Annotated in this window: 22 protein-coding genes and 1 tRNA gene; 7 read left to right on the forward strand and 16 right to left on the reverse strand. The window is 66.5% G+C overall.

The window, feature by feature from the left end; all coding sequences use genetic code 11:
- Nucleotides 1-2: 2 nt before the first annotated feature.
- The 6 genes from AC5P78_RS05510 (at nt 3) to AC5P78_RS05535 (ending at nt 5,178) form a co-directional block, all read left to right on the forward strand.
- Nucleotides 3-506: a phage major tail tube protein gene (locus AC5P78_RS05510; RefSeq protein ID WP_005412457.1), complete on the forward strand. Its 504-nt coding sequence runs from the start codon at nt 3-5 to the stop codon at nt 504-506.
- A gap of 80 nt (nt 507-586) precedes the next feature.
- Nucleotides 587-877 carry a phage tail assembly protein gene (locus AC5P78_RS05515; protein ID WP_012479296.1) on the forward strand — a complete coding sequence of 97 codons (291 nt, stop codon included), beginning with the start codon at nt 587-589 and terminating at the stop codon, nt 875-877.
- A 120-nt stretch (nt 878-997) separates the two neighbouring features.
- Nucleotides 998-3,445, forward strand: coding sequence for a phage tail tape measure protein (locus tag AC5P78_RS05520; RefSeq protein WP_012479295.1), 2,448 nt, complete (start codon nt 998-1,000; stop codon nt 3,443-3,445).
- A 2-nt stretch (nt 3,446-3,447) separates the two neighbouring features.
- On the forward strand, nt 3,448-3,915 hold the full coding sequence (locus AC5P78_RS05525; RefSeq protein WP_005408323.1) for a phage tail protein: 468 nt from the start codon (nt 3,448-3,450) through the stop codon (nt 3,913-3,915).
- Nucleotides 3,899-4,114: a tail protein X gene (locus AC5P78_RS05530; RefSeq protein WP_005408322.1), complete on the forward strand. Its 216-nt coding sequence runs from the start codon at nt 3,899-3,901 to the stop codon at nt 4,112-4,114. The genes AC5P78_RS05525 and AC5P78_RS05530 overlap by 17 nt, the downstream gene beginning before the upstream one ends.
- A complete protein-coding gene (locus AC5P78_RS05535; RefSeq protein ID WP_049397149.1) occupies nt 4,105-5,178 on the forward strand; it encodes a phage late control D family protein in 1,074 nt (357 codons plus the stop codon). Before AC5P78_RS05530 ends, AC5P78_RS05535 begins: the two co-directional genes overlap by 10 nt.
- A 30-nt stretch (nt 5,179-5,208) precedes the next feature.
- On the opposite strand, the gene AC5P78_RS05540 is transcribed toward AC5P78_RS05535, so the two are convergent.
- From AC5P78_RS05540 to AC5P78_RS05610, 15 genes are all read right to left on the reverse strand, one after another.
- Complete coding sequence (locus AC5P78_RS05540) at nt 5,209-5,589, reverse strand: tautomerase family protein (protein ID WP_005408320.1); 381 nt, start codon at nt 5,587-5,589, stop codon at nt 5,209-5,211.
- A gap of 233 nt (nt 5,590-5,822) precedes the next feature.
- Nucleotides 5,823-5,897: transfer RNA gene (locus tag AC5P78_RS05545), tRNA-Val, on the reverse strand.
- A gap of 111 nt (nt 5,898-6,008) precedes the next feature.
- Nucleotides 6,009-6,362, reverse strand: a complete 354-nt coding sequence (locus AC5P78_RS05550) for a PilZ domain-containing protein (protein ID WP_414498228.1) — start codon at nt 6,360-6,362, stop codon at nt 6,009-6,011.
- On the reverse strand, nt 6,359-7,315 hold the full coding sequence (locus AC5P78_RS05555) for a DNA polymerase III subunit delta' (RefSeq protein WP_012479293.1): 957 nt from the start codon (nt 7,313-7,315) through the stop codon (nt 6,359-6,361). Before AC5P78_RS05555 ends, AC5P78_RS05550 begins: the two co-directional genes overlap by 4 nt.
- The gene (gene tmk / locus AC5P78_RS05560; protein ID WP_005412450.1) at nt 7,312-7,977 is read right to left on the reverse strand and encodes a dTMP kinase; all 666 of its coding nucleotides are present in this window, start codon (nt 7,975-7,977) and stop codon (nt 7,312-7,314) included. The genes AC5P78_RS05555 and tmk overlap by 4 nt, the downstream gene beginning before the upstream one ends.
- Complete coding sequence (gene mltG, locus AC5P78_RS05565; RefSeq protein ID WP_012479292.1) at nt 7,974-9,035, reverse strand: endolytic transglycosylase MltG; 1,062 nt, start codon at nt 9,033-9,035, stop codon at nt 7,974-7,976. Before mltG ends, tmk begins: the two co-directional genes overlap by 4 nt.
- A 197-nt stretch (nt 9,036-9,232) precedes the next feature.
- A complete protein-coding gene (locus tag AC5P78_RS05570; protein WP_012479291.1) occupies nt 9,233-10,597 on the reverse strand; it encodes an aminodeoxychorismate synthase component I in 1,365 nt (454 codons plus the stop codon).
- Between the two features lie 214 nt (nt 10,598-10,811).
- Nucleotides 10,812-12,074, reverse strand: a complete 1,263-nt coding sequence (fabF, locus tag AC5P78_RS05575; protein ID WP_012479290.1) for a beta-ketoacyl-ACP synthase II — start codon at nt 12,072-12,074, stop codon at nt 10,812-10,814.
- A gap of 143 nt (nt 12,075-12,217) precedes the next feature.
- Nucleotides 12,218-12,457: an acyl carrier protein gene (gene acpP / locus AC5P78_RS05580; RefSeq protein WP_005408313.1), complete on the reverse strand. Its 240-nt coding sequence runs from the start codon at nt 12,455-12,457 to the stop codon at nt 12,218-12,220.
- A gap of 152 nt (nt 12,458-12,609) precedes the next feature.
- Nucleotides 12,610-13,353: a 3-oxoacyl-ACP reductase FabG gene (gene fabG / locus AC5P78_RS05585; protein WP_005408312.1), complete on the reverse strand. Its 744-nt coding sequence runs from the start codon at nt 13,351-13,353 to the stop codon at nt 12,610-12,612.
- A gap of 82 nt (nt 13,354-13,435) precedes the next feature.
- Entirely contained in the window at nt 13,436-14,380 is a 945-nt protein-coding gene (gene fabD, locus AC5P78_RS05590; RefSeq protein WP_049419366.1) for an ACP S-malonyltransferase, read from the reverse strand.
- A gap of 256 nt (nt 14,381-14,636) precedes the next feature.
- A complete protein-coding gene (locus tag AC5P78_RS05595; RefSeq protein WP_005408310.1) occupies nt 14,637-15,419 on the reverse strand; it encodes a BUD32 family EKC/KEOPS complex subunit in 783 nt (260 codons plus the stop codon).
- A gap of 78 nt (nt 15,420-15,497) precedes the next feature.
- Complete coding sequence (locus AC5P78_RS05600; RefSeq protein ID WP_005408309.1) at nt 15,498-16,475, reverse strand: beta-ketoacyl-ACP synthase III; 978 nt, start codon at nt 16,473-16,475, stop codon at nt 15,498-15,500.
- 91 nt (nt 16,476-16,566) lie between these two features.
- A complete protein-coding gene (gene rpmF, locus AC5P78_RS05605; RefSeq protein WP_005408308.1) occupies nt 16,567-16,761 on the reverse strand; it encodes a 50S ribosomal protein L32 in 195 nt (64 codons plus the stop codon).
- Between the two features lie 107 nt (nt 16,762-16,868).
- Nucleotides 16,869-17,378 (reverse strand): YceD family protein, encoded by a 510-nt coding sequence (locus AC5P78_RS05610; protein ID WP_012479287.1) that lies wholly within the window; start codon nt 17,376-17,378, stop codon nt 16,869-16,871.
- A gap of 113 nt (nt 17,379-17,491) precedes the next feature.
- Here AC5P78_RS05610 and AC5P78_RS05615 point away from each other — a divergent pair, with 113 nt between their 5' ends.
- A complete protein-coding gene (locus AC5P78_RS05615; protein ID WP_012479286.1) occupies nt 17,492-18,061 on the forward strand; it encodes a Maf family protein in 570 nt (189 codons plus the stop codon).
- A gap of 229 nt (nt 18,062-18,290) precedes the next feature.
- Here the strand turns inward: AC5P78_RS05615 and AC5P78_RS05620 are convergent, their stop codons facing one another.
- The gene (locus tag AC5P78_RS05620) at nt 18,291-20,132 is read right to left on the reverse strand and encodes a glycosyltransferase family 39 protein (RefSeq protein ID WP_012479285.1); all 1,842 of its coding nucleotides are present in this window, start codon (nt 20,130-20,132) and stop codon (nt 18,291-18,293) included.

Genomic DNA, 20,132 nt, shown 5'->3' on the forward strand with positions numbered 1-20,132 from the left:
GCATGGCGCGCAAGATCCGTAAAAACTTCAACTTCTACGTCGACGGCAAGGGTTATGCCGGCAGCGTGATGTCCTTCACCGCCCCCAAGCTGTCGCTGAAGACCGAGGACTTCCAAGCCGGCGGCATGCTCGCCCCGACCGAGATCGTGCTCGGCCATGAAAAGCTGACCGCCGATGTCGAGTTCGCCTCCGACGACGCGGAGATCATGAGCAAGTTCCACGTCATCGAAAGCAAGGAATACGGCTTCACCGCCCGCGAGGCGCTGGAAGGCGACGACGGCGAAGTGACCCAGGTCGTGCACAACATGCGCGGCAAGGTGAAGCTGCTGGACCGTGGCGAAACCAAGGTCGGCGAGAAGGGCACGATCAAGGTCAGCCTGGCGCTGAGCTACTACAAGCTGACCCATGGTGCCCAGGTAGTGCAGGAGATCGACGTGGTCAACATGATCGCCCGCCAGGGTGGCGTCGACGTCCTGGCCGGCATCCGCGGCGCGCTGGGCATCTGAGCCCACGCCGCACCGAAGAACCCGGGGGCGCCTCGCGCCCCCGCATCCATCGCACCGCATCGCATTCCAGGAACGCATCCATGTCCAGCAAGACCAAGACCCCCACCGACACCGTCATCGAGCGCGATGGTTTCGCCGAGATCACCCTCACCCGTCCCCGCCAGGTCAATGGCATGGAAACCGCCGTGCTGCGCATGCGCGAGCCGACCGTGGAAGACATGGAGCGCTACCAGGACGACAAGGGCAGCGATGCACAGCGCGAAGTGCGGATGATCGCCAACCTGTGCGAGATTTCGCCAGAGGACGTGCGCAAGATGCCGTTGCGCGACTACGCACGACTGCAGGCAGGCGTCGCGCTTTTTACCACCTGACCCTGCCACAGATCAGGCAGGGAGCGCTCGCCCTGGCCGGTCATACCGGCTGGGGCCTGCGCGAAATCATGACACTGCGGGTGTCGAAGTTCATCTGGTGGATTCAGGGATTGCCGGTACATGGCCAGTAACGTTCAAACGACAACGATCACGATCGGCGGTGAGGTGTCCAAGTCGCTGAAGGACGCATTGTCCTTCGCCAATGATGGCGTGAAGCGCCTCGGCGATGAAGCCGGCAAGCTGGAGCTCAAGCTCGCCGCGATGAAGAAGTCGGGCACCGCATACACCCGCATGCGCGCGCAGGCCGATGCGCTGCGCGCCTCACAGGAAGCGCTGGAGCGTGTCGAAGCCAAGCGCACCGCCAACCTGGAGAAGCGCGAGAAACTCGGCGCCTCGTTCAAGGCAGCGCGCGGCACACTCGGCACCGCCGTCACCGCACTGGCCAAGCCGGTCGAGAACGCCTCCGGCTTCGCCCGCCAGAACCAGCAGATCGGCGTGGCAGCCAACCTCAGCCGCGCGCAGGTGAGTGCGCTCGGCCAGGCGATCCTGCAGCAATCGCGTGCAACCAACCAGGGCGCCGACGATCTGCAGCGATCGATCAAGCTGATGGTCGCGGCCGGCATGGACGCACAGTCCGCGCAGGCCAGCCTCGGCGCCGTTGGACGGACCACCACCGTCACCGGTGCCAGCATCGATGATGTGGCCCAAGCTGCGGCCGCCCTGCAGCAGTCGTTCGATATCGATCCCTCGCGCATGCAGAACGCGCTGGACGTGCTGGTGGTGAACAGCCAGCAGGGCAGCCTGGGCCTGAAGGACATGGCCCAGGTGCTGCCGGTGCTGGGTTCCTCGTTCGAGGCGATGAAGCTGCAGGGCACATCGGCGGCGGCTACGCTGGGTGCGGCACTGGAAGCCACGCTGGACTCGGCAGGTGGCGCCGACAAGGCCGCCAGCAACATGAAGAGCTTCATGTCCGAGGTGCTCTCGCCGGACATTCAGGAGAAGGCCAAGAAGAGCCTGAACCTGGATCTGCGCAAGATCATCGGCGATGCACAGACCAGCGGCGGCAATCCCTTCGATGCTGCGATGCAGGGGATCATCCAGGCGACTGCGGGCGACCAGAAGAAGATCGGCACCCTGTTCAGCGATGCACAGGCGAAGAACTTCGTCCAGCCCATGATCGAGAACTGGGACACCTACATCCGTGTCCGCGACAAGGCCTTGAATGGATCGGCGGGTACCACCGATGCGGCCTATGCCGACGCGATGCAGACCGATCCGCAGAAGATCGAAGGCGCCAAGATCGCCGTGGACAACCTGTCCAAGGCGTTCGGTGCGGCGCTGCTGCCCGCGGTGGGCGAGGCCGCGGTCAAGCTGACCGAGCTGTTGAACGGGGTTACCTCGTTCGTGCAGGAAAACCCGAAGCTGATCGCCAACACCACGCAGATCGTGGTCGGCATGCTGGGCATGCGCGCGGCGGTACTCGGCGCTCGCTATGCCTGGACCTTCCTGCAGGGCCCGATCCTGGGCGTGCAGAAGGCCATCCAGCTGTTCCGTGGCGGCAGCCTGCTGGCACAGCTGGGGCGCTTCGGGCCGATGGCCATGCGCCTGGCATCGGGTTTCCGCATCGTCGCAACTGCCATTGGTGCCATCGGCGGTGGCCCCATCGCCGTTGCGGTCGCCGCCATCACCGCCGGCGCCCTGCTGGTGCGCAAGTACTGGGAACCGATCAAGGCATTCCTGGGCGGCGTCTGGGAAGGCCTGAGCGGTGCAGGCACCGCAGCGATGGGTGAACTGATGCGCGCGGTTGAACCACTGCGCCCCGCCTGGGAAGTCATGAGCGGGCTGATCGGCCAGGCCTGGGACTGGCTGTCGAAGATGCTGGAGCCGGCGCAGTACACCGGCAATGAATTGTCACGCGTCGCCCAGATCGGCTCGCTGGTGGGTGAGGCGCTGCTGACCAACTTCCGGCTGGTGATCCAGGTCATCGGCGGCGTGGTGGGGGCGGTGGTGTGGCTGGGCGAGATGCTCGGCACCGTCGCCGGCTTCATCAACGAAACCCTTGGCAACATCTGGGAGTCGATCAGCCAGAAGGCGACCGCAGCGTTCGACCGCATCCTGGAAAAGCTCAAGCCAGTCATAGAAGGCGTCGGCTGGTTCATGGACAAGCTTGGTGGTGGCGTAGGGGCTGCCAACGACAAAGCGCTGGAGGTCGCCGAGGGCGGGCTGCAGACCGCAGTGGGCGCCGCCAACATCTACAGCGGCATGAAGGCGCGCGGCGGTGGTGGCATCGGCGACATGGCGCGCGTGGCGTACGCGGTCGGCACCAACGACAACGATGGCCTGAACCGCCGCATGGCCGAGCTGAGCGGCGCGCAGGGACGCCGTGCGCCGGACATGCCCTCGCCCACGATGCGCGCACCGACCACCGTGCAGCAGCAACAGACCAACAACATCACCATCCACCAGCAGCCAGGCGAATCCAGCGAGGCGGTGGCGCGCCGCACGGCCGACGAGCTGCAGCGTCGCAACGCGGTTGCCGCCCGTGGTGGCCTGGCAGACAGGAACTGAGCATGAAACGCGAATTCGTAACCGGCACTGTGGACAAGCTGCTGTCGCAGTTCAAAGCCAATGACTCCGGCAACGCCCCGGTCCTGCTGATGCTGGGCGGCTTCAAGTTCAGCCTCAACACCGCGGTCTTCCGGGAGATCCAGCAATCCAACGAGTATCGCTGGCAGGCGCAGGACCGCATCGGCCAGATGGCGGCCCTGCAGTACACCGGACCGGGCTCAGCCAGCATGACCCTGCCGGGCGTCATCTACTACCAGTTCCGCGGCGCCGGCAACGAGCTCTCACAGCTGCGCAAGCTGGCCGCGCAGGGCACGCCTCATCGACTGCTGACCGGCAAAGGCGGCAACCTGGGCCTGTGGGTCATCGAGAAGATCGATGCCACCGCCAGCGAGTTCACCGCCGACAGCGCGATCCTGAAACAGGAATTCACCCTTTCACTGCGGAAGCACAGCAATGGCACGAACGTATAGCACCCGCGACGGCGACGTCGTAGACCGTATCGCGTACGCGCATTATGGCGAGCAGTCACCGGCCATCCTGCGCGCGGTGTTCGATGCCAACCCGGGCCTGGCCGCACGCGGCCCGGTACTGCCTGCCGGCGTAGCGATCACCCTGCCGGAGGTGCAGCGCCCGGCCAGCGAGCGCAAGGGAGTCGCCCTGTGGGATTGAACATCACACCGGCCTTCCGCGTGGTGGCCAACAGCCAGGACATCACCGACAAGATCATGGCGCGCTTCAAGTCGCTGCGCATCACCGACGAGACCGGCAACACGTCCGACACGCTGGAACTGCAGCTGGCCGACCACGATCCGTCCGATCCGATCCAGCTGCCACCGGTTGGCGCGGAACTGGAGGCCTTCATCGGCTATGACGGCGAAGTGCGGCGCGTAGGCCTGTACATCTGCGACGAGGTGGAGATCTCCGGCTTTCCCGGCAGCATGACGCTGCGCGCCCGGGCGGCACCATTCGAGACCAGCAAGGGGGGCAAGAGCGACCTGCAGACGCAGAAGACACGCACCTGGAAGAAGGGCACCACGATCGGCGACATGGTGCGACGCATGGCCGGCGAGCATGGGCTGAACGCAGCGGTGAGCGCATCGCTGGCGTCCATCGTGCTGCCGCTGACGGTGCAGTCGCAGGAGTCGGACATGAACCTGCTGCTGCGCCTGGCCAAACAGCACGATGCCATCGCCAAGCCCGGAGGCGGGCGCCTGGTGTTCGTGAAGCGGGGCGAATCCACCAGCGCCAGCGGCGAGCGCATTCCCGATGTCACCCTCACCCCGGCCGATGGCAGCGACTACCGGGTAAGCCTTGCCGCACGCGAAGATGCCGGTACCACCATTGCGTACTACCGCGACGTGCGCAGTGCCAAGCGCCAGGAAGTGAAGGTCGGCAGCGGTGAACCGATCATGCGCCTGCGCATGGCCTATGCCGACCGGGAGAGCGCAGAAGCGGCGGCGCGCGCCAAGCATCGCGAACAGGCACGGCAGACGCGGACGCTCAGCTACACCCTGCCCGGCCGCGAAACACTGATGGCCGAAGCCACCGTGGTGATGCAGGGGTTCCGCGAGGGCGTGGATGGCCAGTGGCTGGTCAAGCGTGCCGAGCACAGCATCGGCAGCGAGGGCTTTATCACCCGCATCGAATGCGAACAACCCAACAGCGCCGACGCAGTGAAAGCGGCCAGCAATGCCCCGGCCAGCGAAGGCGAACAGGTCGGCAGCGAAGTGTAGATTCACGCCATGCGTGGTGCTTTCCGCGCATCAACTCACGTACTGCGCCACGCCATTGCCGAACGACCAGTTCTCCTTCTTTACTTCAACAAGATTGATGAACACATCCTCGCGGCGGATGCCCACCGCCGCGTGCAGTCCATCGGCGATGCCGGCGTACAACGCCTTCTTCTGCTCCAGCGTACGCCCTTCGTTCCAGGTGATCTGGATGCAGATGAAATCGTCGGTGCGGTCCACCCCCAGATAGCCGGGGTCGTAGATCAGCGTGCCGGCGTCGTGCTGCTGGAAGATCTGGAAGCGGTCGTTCTCCGGCACGCCCACCGCGCGCATGGCCTGGTAGATGGCTTCGCCGACACGTTGCAGGTAGTCGGCGGATTTACCTTTGCGAAGATCGATGCGGGCGAGCGGCATGGTGGCACTCCAGGGAATGGGGGCACGGCACTGCCTCGAGAGTACGCCGGCCGTGAACCACGGAACAGCGCATGGATGGAATCCTGTGCCCGCATCGGTGAAGTGCGTCCCCCGAGCGCTTCGCGCGGTTGAGGGAGCCGGTGAGTCGCGCTTCCAACGATGCCGGAAGGCCGCGCTGATGGCCAGGCAACAAAAAAGCCCCCATTTCTGGAGGCTTCTTTCGTTCTGCAACATGGTGGGCGGTACAGGGATCGAACCTGTGACCCTTGCCGTGTGAAGGCAATGCTCTACCGCTGAGCTAACCGCCCGGTGTGTTGCTGAGCCGCTCATTATAGGGGCTTTTCAGAGGCCGTCAACACTTTTTCACATTGGTGTTCACGGGCGTTTCGAGGCATGCAGCCGCATGGCCCGGCGCTACCTCACATCGTGTGGGTCGGCTTGTCCGAACCGGTCAGGCCGGCCAGCAGGGTCTCGATCTTGTGGCGTACGCCCTCGCCTTCTGCACCGTCGGCCAGCTGCACGCCGATGCCGGCGGTACGGTTGCCCTGCGCGCCGGCCGGGGTCACCCAGATCACCTTGCCGGCCACCGGCAGGCGCTCGCTGGAATCGGGCAGCGTCAGCAGCAGGAACACCTCGTCACCGAGGAAGTAACGCTTGGGCGTGGGCACGAAGATGCCGCCGTTCTTCACGAACGGCATGTACGCGCTGTACAGCGCGGCTTTGTCATTCACGGCCAGGGACAGGATGCCCTGGCGGGCGTTGCTGGCACTCATCGATTTCCCCTTGCGGCAGGCCGCTCGTTCACCTTGTTCCAGGCCAGCAGCAACTCGACCACCGCAAGGTCTGCACGCACCGTGGTGCGCAGCAGGTCGCGGGTGCGGTTGGCCGCATCGAACCAGGCTGCAAGCTTGTGCAATCGCTCCGGCGTGGTCAAGGCATCGGTGCTGGCCTGGGCCAGCGCCAGGTCGGCGGCAAAGCGCAGGCGCAGCGCCGCGTTGTCGTCACCACACCACTTCTGCGCCAGCTCCACCGCGCCGGTCTTGCCGGCGGCCAGCTGTTCCAGATCTCGACCGACTTCGCGGCGCAGGCTCAGGCCGTCTTCGCGCAGCCAGTTGTCGGCCTGGCCGGGATGGCCGCGGGCGGCCTCCAGCGCTTCGCGCGCCGATGCTTCGCTGTGGCCCTGCTGCTGCAGCCAGGCCAGCGCTTCGTGCTGCGGCGGCAGCTTGAATTCCAGGCGCTGGCAACGGCTGCGGATGGTCTGCGGCAGGCGCGCCGGGTCGCTGCTGATCAGCCACAGGTAGCGGCCGGGCTGCGGCTCTTCCAGCGTCTTCAGCAGCGCGTTGGCCGCCGAGCGGTTGATCGCATCGGCCGGGTCCACGATCACCACCTGCGCCACGCCGTACTGCGGGGTCAGCGCCAGCTTGTCGGTGATCTCGCGCACCTGCTCGATGACGATCTCGGTGCGCAGCTTGTCGCCGCTCTTGTTTGGAATGAAGCTGACCAGCTGCAGGTCCGGATGGGTACCGGCGGTGATCAGCTGGCGCGTGCGCGTGGCATGCGCGGCATCACCGCGCGCCAGCACGTGGTCGGCCAATGCCAGCGCCACCTCACGCTTGCCCAGCCCGGCCGGCCCGCAGATCAGCAGGCCATGGCCGAGGCGACCGGCATCGAGCGCGGCCACGGTCTGGTCGAACGCGCGCTGCTGCCAGGGCGAAAACGTGCTCATGCGCCCTCCCCGTCCTGCAGCCAGCGCTCGACACGCGCGACCACATCGGCGGCCACGCGCGCCTGCTCCTGGCCGGCGTCGATCAACGCGAAGCGCTGCGGGTCCTGCTGTGCGCGGCTGCGGAACACTTCGCGCACGCGCTGGAAGAAATCATCCTGTTCGCTCTCGATGCGGTCCGGCCACAGGTCACGGCCATTGGCGCGTGCCCGGCCGACGGCCACGTCCACGTCCAGCAGCAGGGTCAGGCCCGGCAGCAGGCCCACCGCGCGGCGCTCCAGATCGGCAATCCACTGCGGGTCGAGGCCACGGCCACCGCCCTGGTAGGCATAGCTGGAATCGGTGAAACGATCGCTCAGCACATAGGCACCGCGCTGCAGCGCCGGCTGGATCACCTGGCGCACATGCTGCGCGCGCGCGGCGAACACCAGCAACAGCTCGGCTTCGGCGCTGAGCGGTTCGGCGGCGATCTCGGCATCGGGCTTCAGCACCAGGCCGCGGATGCGCTCGGCCAGCGGCGTACCGCCCGGCTCGCGGGTCAGTACCACCTCATGACCGTGGCTGCGCAGGCAGTCTCGGATGGCATTGATGGCGGTGGTCTTGCCCGCGCCCTCGCCGCCTTCCAGGCTGACGAAACGCGGGTGGCGAAGCAGCGCGGGACTCATTGCGCCGGGGTCTCCTGGGTACGTTGCTGGCGCAGCTGCTGCAGGTAGCGGGCGACTGCGGCGTTGTGCTGGTCCAGGCTGGGCGAGAACACGTGCGCGCCGCTGCCATCGCCCACCGCGACGAAGTACAGCGCGTCGCCCGCCGCGGGTTGCGCGGCCGCCATCAGCGCGTCGCGGCTGGGCATCGCGATCGGGGTCGGGGTCAGGCCGGCACGGGTATAGGTGTTGTACGGCGTATCGGTGGTCAGGTCGCGGCGGCGGATGTTGCCGTCATACGCGGCACCGAGGCCGTAGATCACGGTCGGGTCGGTCTGCAGGCGCATGCCGATCTTCAGGCGGCGCATGAACACGCCGGCAATCTGCGGGCGTTCGCTGGCCAGCGCGGTTTCCTTCTCGATGATCGAGGCCATCGTCAACAGCTCGTAGGGCGTGTTGATCGGCAGGTCCGGCGCGCGGCTTTCCCAGGCCTCGTCCAGCGCCTTTTCCATTGCGGCATGGGCGCGCTTGAGCACGTCCAGATCGCTGTCGCCACGCTGGTAGACATAGGTCTCCGGCAGGAAGCGGCCTTCCGGATGCTGGCCACCGAAGCCGAGACGCTGCATCAGCGCGGCGTCATCGAGATTGTCGGTGGTGTGCAGCAGCGGCTCGGCGCGCTTGAGCGCGGCACGCAGCTGGCGGATGTTCCAACCCTCCACGATGGTGACGCGGTGCTGCAGCACCTTGCCGGCACGCATGCGCAGCAGCAGCTCGCGCGGGGTCAGGTCGCCACTGAGCGCGTACTCGCCCACCTTCAGCTTGCCGGCGGCATCAAGCTGACGCGCCAGCAGCTGCCACTGGGTGTCCTGGCCCTCGTCCACGCCGGCATCGCGCAGCTTGCGCAGCACGCTGTTCATGCCATCGCCGCTGGCGATGACCATGCTCTCGGCAGTCGGGGTGATCGGGGCATCGGCGAAACGCGTCTGCTGGTAGAAGAACCACGCGCCCACGCCGGCCACGACGGCGCCCAGCACCACCACCAGCGTTACCACGAACAGACACCCGCGCTTGGCTCCCGCCATGGACTACCTCTGAACTCGATTCCGTCGTGCAGGATACCGTGCCGGTGGATTGGGGTCATGACCGGGGCCACGCAGCCGTGCCGACCAACGGTCGGCACCCACCGGAACAACGGCACCCGCCGGTACCGGTAGTGCCGGCCGCTGGCCGGCAATCGCGTGGACCGCGGATGAATGAGGTTGCCGGCCAGCGGCCGGCACTACCCCTGCTGGCCCAGTGCGCGCAGCAGGCCGCGGGCCTTGGCGCGGGTCTCGTCCAGCTCCTTGTCCGGGTCCGAATCGACCACGATGCCGGCGCCGGTGCGGAAGCTCACCTCGTGGCCATCCACTTCGGCGGTACGGATCAGGATGTTCAGGTCCAGGTCGCCATCGCGGTTCAGCCAGCCGAACGCGCCGGTATAGGCGCCGCGCGGCACCTGCTCCAGCTCGCTGATGATCTGCATGCAGCGCACCTTCGGGCAGCCGGTGATGGTGCCACCCGGGAACGTGGCGGCGATCACCTCGCCGGGCGTGACCTCCGGGCGCAGATGGCCGCTGACGTTGCTGACGATGTGGTGCACGTGCGCGTAGCTCTCCACGGTCATCAGCTCATCGACCACCACGGTGCCCGGCAGGCAGATGCGGCCCAGGTCGTTGCGCTCCAGGTCGATCAGCATCACGTGCTCGGCGCGCTCCTTGGGGTGACCGACCAGTTCCTGGATGCGCGCGGCATCGTCGTCGCCTTCGAAGCGTGGACGGGTACCGGCAATCGGACGGGTCTGCGCATGGCCGGCGTGCACCGACACCAGCCGCTCCGGCGAGGAACTGACCACATGGCGGCCGTGCGCGCTGAACAGGCCGGCAAACGGCGCCGGGTTGGCACGACGCAGCTGTGCGTACAGCGCCTGCGGGCTGACCGGCGCAGCGAACTGCGCGTTCCAGCGCCGCGACAGGTTCACCTGGAACACGTCGCCGGCGCGCAGATACTCGATCACCCGGCGCACGCCATCGGTGAAACGCTGCGGCGCGTCCTCGCCGACCGCCTGCGGTGGCTGCCAGCCCTGCCCGGCTTCGGGCAGCGCGGCCGAGGCCAGTGCCACCAGCGCATCCAGCAATGCCTGCTCGCCGGCTTCGGCAATGACGAAGCTGGCCTCGTTGTGGTGGTCGTGCAGCACCGCGGCCGGGCAGCGCAGCGCCAGCGCGGTCGGGCGGCCATCCCCGCGAGCACGCGCCGGCAGCACCGGTTCGATCTGGCTGGCCACTTCGTAATCGAGCATCAACGCCCAGCCGCCGCGGAACGGCAGGCTGTGGCTGCCGTCATGCGACAGGCGCTCATGCTGCCAGGCGCGATCCAGTGCCTGCAGGAACGTGCCGGGCTGCACCAGGTCGTGCTGGTCGCGCACCTGGCCGTCGGCATCCAGCCGCAGGCCATCGCCCTGCGCGACCAGCAGCAGGCTCCAGCGGCCCTGGGCGGTGCCCGAGGCGGTGGATTCCATCAGCAGCGGGAAACGCGCCGGGTCGTGCTGCTGCAGGGCCAGCAGATCGATCGGGTGCGGCAGCGGGTGGATCAGCGGTGCGTGGGTCATGGCAGCCAGTTCGGGAGTTCAGATGCACGGAAGCCGCCTTGCGGCGGCTCCGTGGTGCACGGCGTTGATCCGTTTGTCGGATTGCCGATGGGTAGAGTCGACTGTCAGTCGACTGCTTTCCCATCAACGATCACCGCGGCGGATCGAAAGGCAGTCGACTGACAGTCGACTCTACCAATGCGACGTCGAGCGTGGCGCGACGTCGCAACACCACTCAGACGCGCTTGAAGATCAGCGTGCCGTTGGTGCCGCCGAAGCCGAAGCCATTGGACATCACCACGTCCACCTTGGCCTGGCGTGCTTCGTTCGGCACGTAGTCCAGGTCGCAGCCTTCGCCCGGCTGTTCCAGGTTGATGGTCGGCGGAATGACGTTGTCCTGCAGTGCCATCACCGAGAAGATCGCTTCCACGCCGCCGGCAGCGCCCAGCAGGTGGCCGGTCATCGACTTGGTGGAACTGACCATCATCTTGTAGGCGTGGTCGCCGAAGGCGGTCTTCATCGCCATGGTCTCGCCCAGGTCGCCCAGCGGCGTGGAGGTGCCGTGCGCGTTGAGGTAACCCACCTGCTCCGGGGTCACGCCGGCGTCCTTCATGGCCATGACCATGCAGCGCGCGGCGCCTTCGCCGTTCTCGCTCGGTGCGGTCATGTGGTACGCGTCGGAGCTGGCGCCGAAGCCAGCCAGTTCGCAATAGATCTTCGCACCACGGGCCTTGGCGTGCTCGTACTCTTCCAGGATCAGGATGCCGGCGCCGTCGCCCAGCACGAAGCCGTCACGGTCCTTGTCCCACGGGCGCGAAGCCTGTTCCGGGGCATCGTTGCGGGTGCTCATGGCCTTCATCGCGCAGAAGCCGCCCAGCGCGGTCGGCGACGAGCCACGCTCGGCACCGCCGACCACCATCACGTCAGCATCGCCGTACTGGATCATGCGCATCGCGGTACCGATCGAGTGGTTCGAGGTCGCGCACGCCGAGACCGCCGAGAACGACGGACCCTTCAGGCCGGTGATGATGCTCAGCTGGCCCGGCAGCATGTTGATGATGGTCTTCGGTACGTAGAAGGGCGAGATCTTCTTGCCCTCGTGGAACTCGATGGTCTGCTCTTCGATGCCGAGCAGGCCGCCGATGCCGGCGCCGACGATGGCGCCGATGCGCTCGGCATTGGCGTCGGTGATCTCCAGGCCCGAATCATGCAGGGCCATGAACGAGGCACCGAGGCCGTAATGGATGAACGGGTCCATCTTCTTGGCATCCTTGCCGCTGACCCGGAACTTGCCGAACAGTTCATTGTCGGCGGTGATGTCGAATCCCTTGACCTCACCTGCAATCTTGGTGGTGAACCGATCCACGTAGGCATCAGCAACGTTGGTCAGCGGACCGATGCCCGAACGACCGTGGGTGATGCCTTCCCAGCTGCTGGCCAGATCATTGCCCAACGGCGAGACGATACCCAGGCCGGTTACGACGACGCGACGCTTCATTGCTGTTTCTCCTGACCCGGATGATTTCTACGGGTAACTCGGTTTGCTTCGATGTGATGCCCAAACACACGGGGCCGCAACAGCGGCCCCATGGGGTGCGGTGCGCGGCAAGGAAATACCTGCACGCGCACTGCCGTCTGACATCAGGCCTTGACGTGGGCCTTGACGTAGTCGATGGCGGCCTGCACGGTGCTGATCTTCTCGGCTTCTTCGTCCGGGATCTCGCACTCGAATTCTTCTTCCAGGGCCATCACCAGCTCGACGGTGTCCAGCGAGTCAGCGCCCAGGTCATCGACGAACGATGCGCTGTTGGTGACTTCTTCTTCCTTGACGCCAAGCTGTTCGACGACGATTTTCTTGACGCGTTCTTCGATGGTGCTCATGGGATCTCGCTCCAGATGGAGTTGTGGTTCAAAAGTGGTCGCCATCAAAGGCGATGGCCGTGGGATAGTGTAGTGGAAACCGGCGCGGCCTTGCATCGCAGCAAAAACCTCAGCAGATCAACCACTTGCGGCGCAATCCCTGCGCCCCTTGCTTACGGCATGTACATGCCACCGTTCACATGGAGGGTTTCGCCGGTGATGTAACCGGCAGCCGGGCTGGCCAGGAAGGCCACCGCATGGGCGATGTCCTCCGGCGAACCCAGGCGTTCGAGGGCGATGTCGTTGATCAGCGCGGTGCGCGCTTCTTCCGGCAACGCCTTGGTCATGTCGGTGTCGATGAAGCCGGGAGCAACCACATTGACGGTGACACCGCGCGAACCGATTTCCTTGGCCAGCGACTTGCTGAAGCCGATGATGCCGGCCTTGGCGGCCGCGTAGTTGGCCTGGCCGGCATTGCCGGTCACGCCCACCACCGATGCGATGTTGATGATGCGGCCCTTGCGTGCCTTCATCATGCCGCGCATCACCGCCTTGCTGGTGCGGAACACGCTGGTCAGGTTGGTGTCGATGATCGACGCCCAGTCCTCGTCCTTCATGCGCATCAGCAGGTTGTCGCGGGTGATGCCGGCATTGTTGACCAGGATCGAGATCGGGCCGAACTCCTTGGCGATGCCGTCCAGCACGCTGTCCAGCGCGGCAGCGTCGGTCACGTTCAGTGCACGGCCGTGGCCGCCGTGGGCGGCCAGGCGCTCACCGATCGCGGCAGCGCCGGATTCGGTGGTGGCGGTGCCGATGACGGTGGCGCCCTGGGCGGCCAGCAGATCGGCGATGGCGGCACCAATGCCACGGCTGGCGCCGGTGACCAGTGCGATTTCACCCTGCAGGGGCTTGCTCATGATGTTTTCCTCAGGCTGGGGCGGCCGCCGTACCCGTACCGCGTGCAGCGGCCACCGGTACGGTCGGCAGGAACAGGGGGAGTCAGGCCGACCATGCCTCGCGGGCGGCTTCGAAGTCGCCCGGGGTGGCCAGTGAACGGCCGTCGATGGCCTTGTCGATGCGCTTGACCAGGCCGGTCAGCACCTTGCCCGGGCCGCACTCGGCGATCCGGGTGATGCCACGGCCGGCCAGCGCCTGCACGCATCCGGTCCACTGCACCGGCTGGTACAGCTGCTGGACCAGCGCGGTACGGATCGCGTCGATACCGTCATGCACCTGGGCATCCACGTTCTGCACCACCGGCAGCTGCGGCGCCTGCCAGGACAGGCCGGCCATCACTTCGGCGAGGCGGTTGGCGGCTTCGCGCATCAGCGGGGTGTGCGAGGGCACGCTCACGGCCAGCTTGACGGCCTTGCGCACGCCCTTCCCGGCCAGCAGCGCCAGCGCGCGGTCAACCGCATCTGCGTCGCCGCCGATCACGATCTGGCCCGGCGAATTGAAGTTGGCCGGCACCACCACCTGGCTGCCCGCGGCTTCGGCGCAGACGTCCAGCACCAGCTGGTCTTCAGCGCCGAGCACGGCGGCCATGGCGCCGACACCGGCCGGTGCGGCTTCCTGCATCAGCTGGCCGCGCAGGCGCACCAGGTGCGCACCGTCATGCAGGCTCAGCGCGCCAGCGGCGACCAGGGCGGTGTACTCGCCCAGGCTGTGGCCGGCCAGCACCGACGGGCGCGGACCGCCCAAGGCGTTCCAGGCACGCCACACGCCGATGCTCGCGGCCAGCAGGGCCGGCTGGGTGTATTCGGTACGGTTGAGCATTTCCTCCGGGCCACCCTGGGACAGCGCCCACAGGTCGACGCCGGCACCATCGGATGCTTCGGTGAAGGCTTCACGCACCTGCGGGTGCAGTTCGGCCAGCTCGGCCACCATGCCCACAGACTGCGAGCCCTGGCCGGGGAAGACAAAAGCGAGGGTGGATACGGTCACGCGGTCATCCGCTTGTTGCAATCGAAGCGGGCCATGATAAGGGCGAATCCGCTGTGTCGTCTGTACGTGCGCGTATGCAGGCGTATGGAGCGCCGCCGCGGGACAACCCCGCATCCGGTGCGGTGCCCCGCCCAGGTAGAGTCGAGTGACAGTCGACTGCCCTTCGATCAGCCGCTGAAAACCTGCGCTGCGCGCGGAAGTCGACTGACAGTCGACTCTACCGCAGCGCCAACCTGCCAGCAGCGCGAACCTGCCATCAGCAGAACAGCTGCAGCACGTCCAGGTCGCCGTCGGCGAGGAAGTCCACGCACAGGCCCACCAGCATCAGTACGCCCGCCGTGCTGGCGCCATGGGCGATGAAGATCGAATGCGCCAGCGCGCGCGCTGAACGGCCCAGCTTCATGCAGACCCGGGCCAGGCTGCGCAGGCGGCCGCTGACCGCGTGCACGTGTTCGCGCACAGGCGCCTGGGCCTCGCCCATCGCCTCGGCCATCATCGCCTGCAGCTGCTCGGGGCGGTCGGCGTAGTACTTGGCCACGCCGTAACCGAACATCAGCCAGTCGCGGGCCTGCGCTTCGGACAGATCCATCACTTCCAGCGGATCTTCCTCGAAGTCGATGAAGCCCACCTTCTGCCCATCCCAGGTGAGGTTGCGCGGCAGCGGCTGGCCGAAATAGGCGCCGCGCGCATGCGCTTCGGCGATGGCCTGCATGGCCGCCATCACCAGCCGGTCGCGGCCGGCCTCATCGGCCTGGCGCAGGCAGGTATTGAACGAGCTGCCGTTGTCACCGATCACCAGCGCGGCGTGGCCGCTGCCCAGCACGTCGGGCACGTTCACGCCTTGCGCCTGCAGTTCTCCCAGGCGACGGGCTTCGGTTTCTCGCGCGGCATCACCACCACGGTGCGGCGGTGGCCGCAGGGCGTCCAGATGGAAACGGCGGGCAACGAAATTGAGCAGGCCCAGGGCCACTGCGCGGCTTCCCTTGCCGTACTGCTTCAGCCAGGCGCGCTGCCCTTCGATGACGATGGGCTCAACCATGACGTGTACTCCTTTAAACGCGTTACGGCCCCAGAGGGGCCGTAACGACAAAACTTCACATTGTCGTAACTTGCACTATCAATAGCGCAGCAGGGCCGAACCCCACGTGAAGCCGCCGCCGAAGGCTTCCAGCAGCAGCAGCTGGCCGCGCTCGACGCGGCCCGAACGCACCGCGGCGTCCAGCGCCAGCGGCACCGAGCCGGACGAGGTGTTGCCGTGCTTGTCGACAGTCACCACCACCTGGTCCATCGACATGTCCAGGCGCTTGGCGGTGGCTTCGATGATGCGCAGGTTGGCCTGGTGCGGAATCAGCCAATCCAGGTCGGACTTGTCCAGGCCATTGGCAGCCAGGGTCTCGTCCACGACCGAGTCCAGCGCCTTGACGGCGTACTTGAACACGTCGTTGCCCTTCATGTTGATGGTGCCACCACCGTTGGCGCCGTCCTTGAAGCCGGTCGAGACGCCCACCGGGTTCCACAGCAGCTCCTTCTTGCTGCCGTCGGCATGCAGGTGGGTACTGAGGATGCCGGTTTCCTCGTCGGCCTTGAGCACGACGGCGCCGGCGCCATCGCCGAACAGCACGCAGGTGGTGCGATCGTTCCAGTCGACCATGCGGGTCAGCGTTTCGGTGCCGATCACCAGCACGTGCCTGCAGTCGCCGGAACGGATGAACTTGTCGGCCACGCCCAGCGCGAACACGAAGCCCGAGCAGGCGGCGTTGACGTCAAAGGCAGGGCACCCCGCAACACCGAGCTTGGCCTGGATCAGGCACGCGGTGGAGGGGAAAATGAGGTCGGGCGTGGTCGTACCGACCACGATCATGTCGAGCTGCGAAGCGTCGATACCGGCCGCTTCAAGTGCGCGCAACGCGGCCTGGTAGCCGAGGTCGCTGGTGGTTTCGCCTTCGGCCGCGATGTGCCGTTCACGAATTCCGGTGCGCGACTGGATCCACTCATCCGAGGTTTCGACCATTTTTTCCAGGTCGGCGTTGGTCAGGACTTTTTCCGGCAAATAGCTACCGGTGCCCGCGATCCTCGAATAGATCCGCTTGCTCATCATGTTTCCTGTTGCGCGGGCCGCCGATCACCGGCACGCCCGGGAAAGAAGGCAAAGGCCGCTGCCCGGGGGCAGCGGCCTTCCCGGCACATCAATCTTCTTCGACGGCCGAGGTCTTGGTCTGGATGACCTTCTTGCCGCGGTAGAAACCGTCGGCAGTGATGTGGTGACGCAGGTGCACTTCGCCGGTGGTCGGGTCGGTCGACAGCTGCTTGGCGCTCAGGGCGTCATGCGAACGGCGCTGGCCGCGGCGGGACGGGGTAACACGGGATTTCTGCACAGCCATGGGATTGCTCCAAACTCGGTTCGTTTTGCTTCGTCGTATCGTCGCGCAGGACGCCAGCGCCCAGCACACTTTCGCTTTCGCCGCAGCCGCCGACGACAATCCGGCTGCTATTGTTTCTTCAATGCCGCCAATGCCGCGAACGGATTGGCCTTCTTTGTTTCTTCTTCGCTCGGCGCCCAGTCCTTGTCGACTGCTTCACCGTCGGGCGACAGTGGAACCACCGGCACCGCCAGCACCAACTCGTCTTCGACCAGGTCCAGCGGACGCAGCTGGCCGTCTTCCGGCACCAGCAACGCCTCGTACTCCTCCGGCAGGGACGATTCCTCGTCCTCGTCGCGGATCAGGCCAAGCCTCTGGGTCACCTTCACCGGCAACAGGAATCGCTGCATGCTGCGCTGACAGGTCAGCGGCAACGCGGTGTCGATGGTCAGTTCCACATAGGATACCCGCAGGACTTCGTCGCGACCGAATTCAAGCGAGTAGGAACACTCGCCGTCGGTATCTGCGACCAGCCCCTGCAGGCGGGTCAATTCAGCCAGGGAGACCTGGCCGTCGAAGCGCCTTCGCGCTACGACCATCCGCCAAGCATCCAGCGATTCGGGCACGTTCGCGGACATAAGCCGCTGAATACTAAGGATCGGGGGGGCTGCTGTCAAATGCCCGCCATACAGCACTTGCTGCTGGCGCTGCGCACAGGCCAGACTGCCGCACCCTGCCCCGGTATTCTCGCATGTCACTGGTCCTGGCCTCCACCTCCCGCTACCGCCGCGAGTTGCTGCAGCGGCTGGGCCTGCCCTTCGACTGCGCGCGCCCGGAGGTGGATGAAACCCCGTTGAACGGTGAGACGCCGCTGGCCCTTGCAACGCGCCTTGCCACGGCCAAGGCAACCGAAGTCGCCGCCCGCCACCCCGGCGCCTGGGTGATCGGCTCGGACCAGGTGGCGGACCTGAACGGGCGGCCGCTGGGTAAACCGGGCACGGCCGGGGCGGCCTGCGCGCAGCTGGCGGCGATGTCCGGGCAGACAGTACGCTTCCATACCGCCATCAGTCTCACGCGAGACGGAGAATCATTCAGTGCCGTGGATCTGACCGAGGTCCGTTTCCGCGCGCTGGGCCAGGAGGAGATCGCACGCTACGTGGCCACCGAACAGCCCCTGGACTGTGCCGGCAGCTTCAAGTGCGAGGGTCTGGGCATCAGCCTGTTCGAAGCGATCGACAACCGCGACCCGACCGCGCTGATCGGCCTGCCGCTGATCGCGCTGTGCGGGTTGCTGCGCCAGGCAGGGTTCGCGGTGCCCTGAAGGCGACACACTGACTGCCGGCACCGATCGCGGAAACAGGCCGGACACGGGCCGGGTAGGACCTGAGCCGGGTAGCGTCGACTGTCAGTCGACCATCGCGCGCAGCGCGGGGTTTTGCCGGCGGCTGGAAGAGCAGTCGACTAACAGTCGACTCTACCAACGTGGAGCACCCGACCAACCTGGAGCACGCAACCAACCTGGCGCGCGACCACCTGGACCGCGCTCCGCCTCAGCGCCCGCGAACCTCGAACGGCTGCTCCTGCCATTCCTCTACGCTGCCATCGCGACCGTGCAGGCGCAGGCCCAGCCAATGCCGTCCCGGCGCCAGCGTGCTCGTGTCCAATGAAGCATCGAAGCCCACCGCAGGATGCTGCGGATCGGTGCTGTCCGGCCAGGTCTGGCGCACGTCGAATGCGCGGCCATAGCGCGCATCCCCCATCGAGCGGCCATCGACCAGCACCTCAACCCGTGCCAGGCCGACACCATCCTTGAACGCCCATCCCTTGATCGCCAGCGTGCCAGACACCTTTTCGCCGTTGGAAGGCGTATCCAGCCACGCCATTGCCGGAGTCACGCACGCCCCGGACGCGCGCTGCGCCGGCAGCCGGAACAGCAGGAAACGCTGGAAGCCATGGTCACTGCTGACCACCCGCGGCGCCGGCAACGGCCCCACCTGTCCGCAGATGGCGTGATAGCGCGCCAGCAGATCGCGGTAACGCTGGTCGCTGGGTGAAAGCACCAGCAGCATCGGCGTCGAGCGCTTGCCCTCATGCAGCAGTTCCCACTGCGCCAGCTGCGCGGTGCGCCCATGCTTGTCGTTGAGCGGATGCGGCAGCACTTCGATATCGCCATTGCCGAGCTGGAAGCCCAGCTCGGCCCCCACCTTGAAGTTCCCCGCCAGCACCCGCGTGCCCGCCGGCATCTGCTGCAACTCTTCGCGCACCGCCATCGCCAACGGCTGCCAGCCAGCGAAATTGCGCGGGTAGTACTTGCTGCCTGCCAGCTGCTCGCGCAACGCAGGCGTGGAGGCCATCAGGTAATAGCCGAACGCCAGCACCATGCCTGCGCCCGCCAGCCACCAGCCGGTGCGCCGCAGCCAGCGTGGCCAGCCGTTGAGCACCACCGGCACCGCCACCAGCAGGGCCAGGTAGCCCGGCAGCGGCCAATGGAAACTGATCCGCTCGACGTCGGTGAAGAAGCCCAGCAGGAAGATGCCCAGCGTGGATACGCCCCCGACCAGGCCGAAGTAGCGCCACTGCACGCGCGTGCCGCCGCCCCTGCGGGTACCGGCCAGCGCCACCTTCCACATCGCCATGCACAGGATCGGGGTGACCAGCATGGGCTGGATCACCAGGAACCACAGCCCGTTCCATTCGAACGTCCAGGGATGGCGCTCGACCACCTGGAACTTCAGGCCGGCGTCGTGGTTGTCCGCGTTCCATGCCAGCAACGGCAGCCACGCCAGCACGCCCACCGCCAGCGCGACCCATACGCGCGGATCGGCCAGCATGCGCCGCCCCTGCGGCAGCGCCAGCAACGCGATGAAGCCAACGCCGATGACACCGATGAAACGGTAGTGACTGAGCGCACCGATCGACAGGCCCAGCGCAAGCTTCATCGCCGACGATGCATCAACGTTGTGCAGCAGCCGCGCACCGGCGTGCAGGCAGATCACCGCGGCCAGTGCCATGGGCACATCCGGCACCGCCAGCAGGCCCAGCGTCGCCGACAACGGCATCAACAGCGTGAGGCTGCCCGCTTGCCAACCGGCCACATTGCCGAACCAGCGCGTGGCCGTGCGCACCACCAGCAACGGCAGCAGCGCGCCGATGGCCAGGAACGGCAGGCGCAACGCGAGCACATGGTGGCCACCGATCTCCACACCCAGGCGCGCCAACCACGCGGTCAGTCCGGGAAGGTCCGAATACGCAGCGGCCAGATGCTGGCCTTCCTGCCAATAGAACGCCTCGTCAACAAACAGTGGTAGCCGCGCAGCCACTACCAGCTTGGCCGCTGTGACCAGCGTCCATAACCAGAGAAATATTGTCCGCGCGCGCTGTTCGCCCTGCAT

This window comes from Stenotrophomonas sp. YJH_SMC_133, assembly GCF_059370655.1.